Origin of the sequence: Amycolatopsis sp. (genome assembly GCF_025464955.1) — a bacterium.
Classification (GTDB): Bacteria; Actinomycetota; Actinomycetes; order Mycobacteriales; family Pseudonocardiaceae; genus Amycolatopsis.
The window spans coordinates 1-7,749 of sequence record NZ_JAODNM010000181.1 but is presented as its reverse complement, the minus strand read 5'-3'; the positions used below and the strand labels follow the sequence as shown (position 1 = coordinate 7,749).

The following is a 7,749-nucleotide window of genomic DNA, read 5'->3' as shown; positions in this document are numbered from 1 at the left end:
ATAAGGCCAGGTCAGAGGTTTGTGGCACCTCCTCCCCTGGTCGCTAGACTGACCGTAGCCAGAACTTAGCCAGAACTAAGTGACGGCGATGGTCGGGGAGGGCCACACCATGGCACGTACACCTATGGAGCTGGGCACTTGGGGAGAGATCCATACCAAGTTCGTCCCATCAGCAGTCAACGAGGAAGGCAAGGTCGTCCAGCCTGAGCGCTGGCGCGCCTACGCCCTGTACCGCGGGTACGACGGGCACACCGCCCAGGTCGAACGCAAAGACACGACCGAAGACGACGCGATCGGCAGGTTGCTGGACGCCCTGCAGACCCGGGCCAGCCGCAAGTCCGGCACGACGCTCACGCTCGAATCGCGGCTGAAGGACGCGGCGGCCATCTGGATCGACAGGATCCACCGCCGTCGCCGAGGCACGACCTACGACCGCTACCGCAGTCGGCTGAAGATCCACATCCTCCCTGCACTCGGCGAACTGCTCCTCGGGGAGTGCACGGTCGGGCGAATCGAGGACTTCTTCGACGACCTGGAAGACCGCGGAAACCTCTCCGCCGGCACTCTGCGCGGCATCAGAACGGCACTCTCGGGCGTACTGCAGGTCGCGGTGCGCCATGACGTGTTCCGCCACAACCCGTGCCGCGAACTCGAGACCATCGACGACAACGGCAGGAAGCGCCGCAAGATCACGTTCACTGATGCCCAGCTCATGGACTTCCTGCGCAAGATGGATGCCGACAAGCGCGCGGTCAGAGCAGATCTTCCCGACCTGATCCGGTTCGTCTTCGGCACCGGCCTGCGCTTCGGCGAAGCCATCGCAGTCCGCTGGCGCGACGTCAACCTCACCGACCGACCCATCATTGTCGACAACCAGGAGATCCCGCCGCGCTCGCTGTGGGTGAACGGCAACATAGTGGCCATCAGCGGCCAAGGCCTCGTACGGCACGAGGGCAAGACTCCGAAGTCCAACCGCATCCTCGGGATCCCCGACTACCTGCTCACATTGCTCCTGGTCAGGAGACCAGCCGACGCTATCGACGAAGACCCGGTCTTTCCTTCGGGCGTCCTCGGCTGGCGAGCGCCTTCTGGTGTTCAACGCGCGGTCAGGGCGATGCGGGCACGGATCGGCTATCCGGAGTTCACCTTGCACGTAGGCCGCCGCAGTGTCGCGACCGCGCTCGACCGAGCCGGACAGAGTGCACGCCAGATCGCCGATCAACTCGGCCACGCCAACCCCTCGATGACCCAGAACGTGTACATGGGGCGCGCCATGGCCAACCCGGACGCAGCACGGCTGCTCCACGAGGCGCACAGCAGAGCGGCGTAGTCGGTCGGGAAGGATCGATCTGAACAGCCCGACTCCGAATCTGGGGGTCAAGGGGTAGCAGGTTCGAATCCTGTCATCCCGACCGGACAACGGGTTTCCGCAGCTCGCAGCTGCGGAAACCCGTTTTTTTGTGTGCTCCTCGGTGTCGGTTCGGTCTAGCACAGCGCTCAGTGACACCTTGCCTGGAGGCTTTACCGATGAGCACGAATTTGACTAAACAGGGTCTACCACGCCCCACCGAGCCCGCCTGGCGCTCCTACGTCGAAGAGTGGGTCCGCAGCCTGCGCGCCCAGGACAAGCCCCACACCACCCGTTACAACTACGAACTCGCTGTCACACAACTGGCCGAGTTCCTCGCCGGCCCGGACCTGCCCGCGTTCCTCGCCACGACCGGCATGGACCCCCACGACGACAGCGACGCCGCCCAGGACCCGACCGACGTCGAGCGCAAGCACGTCGACTGGTTCATCACCTGGATGATCGACACCCGCTCCGCCGCCACCGCCCTCAACAAATACAAATGCATCCAGCAGTTGTTCAAATACCTCATCGACGAGGACGAACTCGAACGCCACCCCATGGCCAAACTCACCCAACCGAACCAACCCGGCAAACTCATCCCCATCGTCCGCGACGACGAACTCGCCGCACTACTCCGCCACCTGCAACGGCAAGACATTCCTCGACCGGCGCGACACCGCCATCATCCGGCTCCTGCTCGACTCCGGAGGCCGACTCAGCGAAATCACCACCCTCCCCCTGGAGTCACTCAATCTCAGCCGTGATCTGGTCACCGTCCGAGGAAAAGGCGACCGGCAACGCACCATTCCCTTCGGGGAACGCAGCGGCCAAGTCCTCACCCGATATCTGCGAGCCCGGACACGCCACGCCGGCGCCGACCTGCCCGATTTGTTCCTCGCCACGCGAGGACGCGCCGCGCTGAAGCCCAACGGGGTGAACAACCCACCCCACCGGACCACCGCAAACCTTGTCAGCGTTCTGGCCGACCCGCAACGCTCACAAGTGGTGACCAGTAGCAATGCTGAGCACCAGCCGCCGATAGCTGGTGCCAGGTGTCCAGCTGACGCCGTCGAAACTGTCGACGACGACCAGCTGCCACCGGTCGGGAGTATCCGTGCCGTGGACGAAGAAGACAGGCGTGTCCGAGTGCTCGAGAACCTCCGAGTGGCCCTCGAGGTGTCGCTGCGCGGCGTGGGGTTCGGCGTCGACCTGGCCGACGCCGACGAGGCACTGAGCGTCAACGCCTACGACGGCGTGGTCTTCGACCGGATGCTGCCCTCGGGCGACTCGCTGGACTACCTCGAACAGCGTCGCCGCACCGGCTGGGCGGTGCCGGTCCTCTTCCTCACCGCCCGCGACGCCGTCACCGACCGCATCGCCGGGCTGACCTGGGGAGACGACTACCTGGTCAAGCCGTTCGCGATGGCGGAGCTGGTCGCCTGATGTCACGCCAGGCTTCGCGGTCCTCGAACGCCTGCTCACCGAGGCCGGCGGCCAGGTCCCCCCGCGCGACGCTGATCGCCGCCGCATGGGACGAGCTAACGTGCTCGACGTGGTGATCGCACAGCTGCGCCAGAAGCTCGGGCAGCCCCCGATGCTCCAAACCGGGCGGGGCCTGGGCTACGTCCTGCAGAACTGAACGGTCAGTGCGAGACAGCTCCGGCGAGCTGCCCCGACAGCCCGAGGCCGACCGTACGGGCGCGGACGATCGCCTCCGAGCGGTCGGCGACGCGGAGCTTCGTGAAGATCGACGAGATGTAGTTCCGGACCGTCTTCGGGGACAGGCTCAGGTGCCGCGCGACAGCCGAGTTGTTCATTCCGGTGGCGATCAGCTCGAGCACCTCGCGCTCTCGACCGGCCAGGTCCGGAAACGGGTACTAATCCGGCGGCGGTGTCGTGGACAGCAGCTCGGAGAGCTTGGCCGCGACGGACGGGCCGAGGATCACCGATCCCGTCGCCACGCCCTGAATCGCCTGCAGGATGGCCGCGGGTTCGGTGGTTCTGAGCAGATAGCCGCGGGCACCGGTACGGAGTGCCGAACACAGCGACGCGGTGTCCTCCGAGGCGGTGAAGACGAGTACTGCCACACCGGGTACCGATCGCAGTACTTCCGCGATGGTCACGCAGCTTCCGACGTCCAGGATCACGACGTCCGGCTGATGCGAAGCCACCGTCCGAACCAAATCCCCCACGTCGTCCACGCTGGCCACCACCGTCAGATCGTCTACAGTGGATAGCAAGATCTGCAGTGCCGCACGCATCACAGGTTGCCGCTCGGCCAGCACCACCCGCAAAACCGCTGCCGTTTCCGCTACTGCGAACATTTCACCAGCTCCCGGGCAACCGACTCGACGGATGGCATTTCCTCGATCTCCTTCCGTAGCCGTGCTGCCGCATCGCGATGATCGTTACCGTTCAAGACACTGTGGACACTGCGGCGAACAGCGTCGGCGGTGATCTCCTGAGGACTGAGCACCTGAGCCACCCCGGCACGGCGACAAGCCGCCGCGGTCGGGAATTGGTCCGCACCCCGAGGCAGCAGCACCAGCGGAAGGCCATGAGCCAAAGCGGCCAGCGTCGTACCAGCGCCGCTGTGGCAGACCACGGCATCGCACAGCGGGAGCAGCGCTGCCAGCGAAAGCCACCGTTCGAGACGGACGTTGGCTGGGAGCTGCCCGAAGGCGGCCGGGTCATTGGTGTTCCCGACAGTGACGACGACGTCGATGTCTTCGCCTCCAAGGGCCTCCAGGATCGGAGCGAAGGTCTCGGGTTGGTTGAAGATCGGGACGGTGCCGAGCGACACGTAGACCACTGGGCGGTTGCCGAGTCCTTCCGCCCACGAGGGAAGGCTGTCGTCGACAGACCCCGGCACGGTGGGACGGATAGGGCGTACGCAACCGGCAGCCGGGCCGAGGGCGGGTTGCAGGCTGGTCGGCACCGGGTCGAGGTAGCCGTAGCGGTACAGCCCGGCGTTGTCATCGGGCTCCAGGCCGGCGGCCAGCCACAGCGGCCTGACCCAGCCCGCCATAGCGGCGACCAGTTCGGGTTCGAGCAGCAACCCGGTGCCGTAGGTGATCGACGGCACGCCCAGACCGGCCGCGAGCAGGGGCGCGGCCAGGTCGACCGGCGGGTGCAGGACGAGGTCGGGGGCGAACTCTTTGGCGATCGCTTGCAGTGTCAGCAATTTCTCGGCGGCCATGATGCGGGCGAACATCACCGCGCCGACCCGCCACGGCTGGTCGCCTGCGGCGAACTCCGGGTCGGCGAAGGCACGCGCCGCGGATTCAGGGGCGGACGGCCCGGCGAGCACCGCGTTCAGCCCGGTCGCCCGGACCCGGTCGATGAGGTCGGGCGCGGTGGCCACGAGCACGTCGTGACCTTCGGCGACCAAGGCTGTGGCCAGCGGAACCACCGGGGCGAACACGCCCTCCATCGGTGTGGTCGGACAGAGAGCACGCATCGCGACACCCTTCGCTGAGCTATAGCTGACTATATAGTGAACTATAGGTATGCTGGCGGACATGTCAAGCTCCGCAGATCCGGGCAACAGCCGTCGCCAAGCCACGCGCCGTCGAGTCGCCGAGGCCGCCGCGCGGCTGTTCACCACCCACGGATACGCCGCGACGACCCTGCAGACGATCGCCGACGAGGCAGGTGTCCACGTCCAGACCATCTACCAGGCGTTCGGGAACAAGGTCACGGTGCTGGCCGAGGCCGCCGCACTGGTCGTCGCCGGCCCCTCGGAACTGGCCACGACGCCCCCACCGGAGCGCGCCTGGGTGACGGAGCTGTTCGCCGAGCCAGACCCTGCCCGCCAACTTGCCCTCTATGCCCACGAGATGCGGACAGTGTCGGAGCGCTACATGGGCCTGCTGGACGTGATGCGGGTGACCGCGGCCGCTGACCCGGACGTCGGCACCTTCCTGGCCAAGGCCGAACGCGGCCGCTACGACGGACCACGCCACATCACCCCGGCACTCGCCGAGCGCGGCGCCCTGCAGCCCGGACTCAGTGCCGAACGCGCCGCCGACATCATGTACGCGATCACCACCTACGACGTCTTCCGCTCCCTCGTCCAGGATCGGGGCTGGTCCGGTCAGGACGCAGAGGACTGGATCGCCGCAACCCTCGCGCGCGTACTGCTCGTGCAGTGATCCGGGGTCGAGCTGGACTTTCCTGACTTCGTTCTGAAGCCGGCAAGGGGGATCGAACCCCTGACCTCCTGTTTACAAGTTCCACAGGTCTCGTGACTGCCCCTACCTGGCAAAACCCGCCAGTCCCGATACCTGCAGGTCAGAGACATTCGAGTCCCACGCCATCCCGATTGATCAACTGTGCTCCTTGCGCGTCCGGGCACCCCACGGGCACCCCCACAGGGGCGTGAGGCACGGCATTCCAGCGACGTTCGGACGCCAGTTGGGTCCTTTGAGGCCTCTGCCAACAAGGCGGAGGCCCTCAATACCTATGGTTAGCGACTCCTCAGACACCCCTGCAGTCGGGCAGATCCGCTGGAAGCGGCTACCGATGGCGCTGTCCCGGCGCAAGCCCTAGTCGCCATCTCCACACGAAGTGAATAAAAAACGCTGGTATCGTCACCGTAACTGCAGGTCAGTAAGCGGCGTCCCCGCACGCGCGGGGGTGGTCCCTCGAACCATTGGGGGAACGTCGGTGGGAAACCCGTCTTCCCCGCACGCGGGGGTGGTCCCGACGCCCGAGGTCAGATGACCTGGAACTGGCAGTCTTCCCCGCACGCGCGGGGTGACCCCTCCCGGATGCGTTCAGCAGTAAGCTCGATCTTCTCTTCCCCTCAGGGGCGGGGGTTTCCCCGAGACCCCGAACACCGCGAGGACGACGAGCACCGCTTCCCCACACGCGGGGGTCCCGCGAGCCCGGCCACGGTGATCGTCACGACCGAGTCCTCCCTGCACGCGCGGGGGTGGTCCTGGTACGGCCTTGCCTACCAGCACGAATGACACCTCTTCCCCGCACTCGCGGGGGTTGCCCCTCGTGATCACTCCAGACTGCGGCGATCGCGCGGTCTTCCCCTCACCTGCGACGTGGTCCAAGCCAGCGAACAGGTGACACAAAGCAACAAGTCTTCCCCACACGCATCCACCGTCGAGAAGGGGTGCGCGTGAACCTGCGCGCACCACGCCAGCGACCAGAGTTAGTCCGCGCACACCTCGTCAGCCAAGGTGGTCAGTGGCGACCCCGTTTCGACGTCGCCGCCGCTGCCACTTTGCGCGGCGCCCGTCGAGAGACCGGCTTCGCTACCGGCTCAGCCTCGGCGGCGGTTTCGGCCGCAGTGAACGCATCCAGCACTTCAGCGGAAATTCGCCCCCGTTCAGAGACGGCGTAGCCATTTTCCCGTGCCCACGAACGGATCTGCTGAGTCCGTTCACGTCGAGCCGGCAGCAACTCATCGCCTCCCCCGGCCGAGCGCTGCACCTTCCTGCCTCCGGTACGTCGTGCGTACTCGACAAACCGGGCCAGCGAGTCACGAAGATCCGCCGCGTTGTCATCCGACAGATCAATCTCGTACTCAATTCCGTCAAGGCCGAATTTCACCGACTGATGCGCTTCCGCGCCATCAATGTCGTCCACCATCGAGACGTGCACCTTCTGCGCCACGAATTTTCCTTTACAGTCAAGGCAGTTCGAACTGACAATTTTGCAATGATATCACCTCCACCACCCGAACTATAAGCAAACCGCCCCCAGACGATCGAGGCTCGCACGGATCAACAACTGTGGCTGCGCCGAGCAGCGTGACCTGAGGCTTGAGGTTCCCAGAAATACCGAAAGTTCGCTGAGTCACAACGGAAGTCAGTATTGGGCGCTAGCAGGCCCATTGCCATACCGACAACGCCCCACACGACCTGCCGAGTCAGCCTTACTCGATTTACAGCGCTGGCTGGCCGGCCTGCAACGGCGAGGCGAACCCTGACGCTGCGCCCGGTAGTAGGACCGGCAGGTCTGTCCCTGGCGATCACGAACTGGGCTGCCCCAGCCCGTGATCGCCGCCTTACTGCAGGTTCCACCGTGACGTCCATTGCTTTTTTCGTTACGGGAGCCGAAAAGCACAGCCTCCGAGTTCGCCCAGCAGGTTTCCGGAGTGTTCTCCCCGCGCAAGCGGCGTTGCTCAGTTTTGGGTCCAGCGACTCCGGTGCCCGCGATCGGGTGAATCTCACGACGCAGATGCCACGACCTCGCACGCATCGCTACTGTCCTGCGCCGGAAATTCGTGAGAGATATCGTGCGAGGGAATCGAGAATCTCCTCCGCGGTCTTCTTCCACACGAACGGCTTCGGTTTCTCATTCCAGGTGTTGATCCAGGCGTGGACGTCTTTTTCCAGCGCTTGAACACTTTTGTGGACGCCGCGACGCAGGAGCTGGTC

The 7,749-nt window shown here is 65.4% G+C and carries 9 protein-coding genes; 5 read left to right on the top strand and 4 right to left on the bottom strand.

Features of this window, described 5'->3' with window-relative positions; translation table 11 throughout:
• Positions 1–109 precede the first annotated feature (109 nt).
• From JWQ81_RS44590 to JWQ81_RS45240, 4 genes are all read left to right on the top strand, one after another.
• Positions 110–1,330, top strand: coding sequence for a site-specific integrase (locus JWQ81_RS44590; RefSeq protein ID WP_297551704.1), 1,221 nt, complete (start codon positions 110–112; stop codon positions 1,328–1,330).
• A gap of 197 nt (positions 1,331–1,527) precedes the next feature.
• Entirely contained in the window at positions 1,528–2,115 is a 588-nt protein-coding gene (locus tag JWQ81_RS44585; protein ID WP_297551703.1) for a phage integrase N-terminal SAM-like domain-containing protein, read from the top strand.
• Entirely contained in the window at positions 2,033–2,794 is a 762-nt protein-coding gene (locus JWQ81_RS45245) for a response regulator (RefSeq protein WP_366942389.1), read from the top strand. Before JWQ81_RS44585 ends, JWQ81_RS45245 begins: the two co-directional genes overlap by 83 nt.
• Before the next feature lie 85 nt (positions 2,795–2,879).
• Positions 2,880–2,990 (top strand): winged helix-turn-helix domain-containing protein, encoded by a 111-nt coding sequence (locus tag JWQ81_RS45240; protein WP_366942388.1) that lies wholly within the window; start codon positions 2,880–2,882, stop codon positions 2,988–2,990.
• A gap of 4 nt (positions 2,991–2,994) precedes the next feature.
• Here the strand turns inward: JWQ81_RS45240 and JWQ81_RS44575 are convergent, their stop codons facing one another.
• From JWQ81_RS44575 to JWQ81_RS44565, 3 genes are read right to left on the bottom strand one after another with little or no spacing between them, the layout of a single operon-like run.
• The gene (locus tag JWQ81_RS44575; RefSeq protein ID WP_297551705.1) at positions 2,995–3,213 is read right to left on the bottom strand and encodes a LuxR C-terminal-related transcriptional regulator; all 219 of its coding nucleotides are present in this window, start codon (positions 3,211–3,213) and stop codon (positions 2,995–2,997) included.
• A 15-nt stretch (positions 3,214–3,228) separates the two neighbouring features.
• Positions 3,229–3,639, bottom strand: coding sequence for a response regulator transcription factor (locus JWQ81_RS44570; protein WP_297551702.1), 411 nt, complete (start codon positions 3,637–3,639; stop codon positions 3,229–3,231).
• A gap of 23 nt (positions 3,640–3,662) precedes the next feature.
• Positions 3,663–4,811: a glycosyltransferase gene (locus JWQ81_RS44565; RefSeq protein ID WP_297551701.1), complete on the bottom strand. Its 1,149-nt coding sequence runs from the start codon at positions 4,809–4,811 to the stop codon at positions 3,663–3,665.
• Positions 4,812–4,872: 61 nt separating this feature from the next.
• Between JWQ81_RS44565 and JWQ81_RS44560 the strand changes: the two genes are divergently transcribed.
• On the top strand, positions 4,873–5,505 hold the full coding sequence (locus tag JWQ81_RS44560; protein WP_297551700.1) for a helix-turn-helix domain-containing protein: 633 nt from the start codon (positions 4,873–4,875) through the stop codon (positions 5,503–5,505).
• 1,045 nt (positions 5,506–6,550) lie between these two features.
• On the opposite strand, the gene JWQ81_RS44555 is transcribed toward JWQ81_RS44560, so the two are convergent.
• A complete protein-coding gene (locus JWQ81_RS44555; RefSeq protein WP_297551699.1) occupies positions 6,551–6,982 on the bottom strand; it encodes an Lsr2 family protein in 432 nt (143 codons plus the stop codon).
• Positions 6,983–7,749 lie beyond the last annotated feature (767 nt).

Excerpts from the sequence above, each read along its gene's own strand:
- JWQ81_RS44590 (WP_297551704.1), top strand. The coding sequence starts at position 110 with ATGGCACGTACACCTATGGAGCTGGGCACTTGGGGAGAGATCCATACC.
- JWQ81_RS45240 (WP_366942388.1), top strand. The coding sequence starts at position 2,880 with ATGGGACGAGCTAACGTGCTCGACGTGGTGATCGCACAGCTGCGCCAG.
- JWQ81_RS44560 (WP_297551700.1), top strand. The coding sequence starts at position 4,873 with ATGTCAAGCTCCGCAGATCCGGGCAACAGCCGTCGCCAAGCCACGCGC.
- JWQ81_RS44585 (WP_297551703.1), top strand. The coding sequence starts at position 1,528 with ATGAGCACGAATTTGACTAAACAGGGTCTACCACGCCCCACCGAGCCC.
- JWQ81_RS44565 (WP_297551701.1), bottom strand. The coding sequence starts at position 4,811 with ATGCGTGCTCTCTGTCCGACCACACCGATGGAGGGCGTGTTCGCCCCG.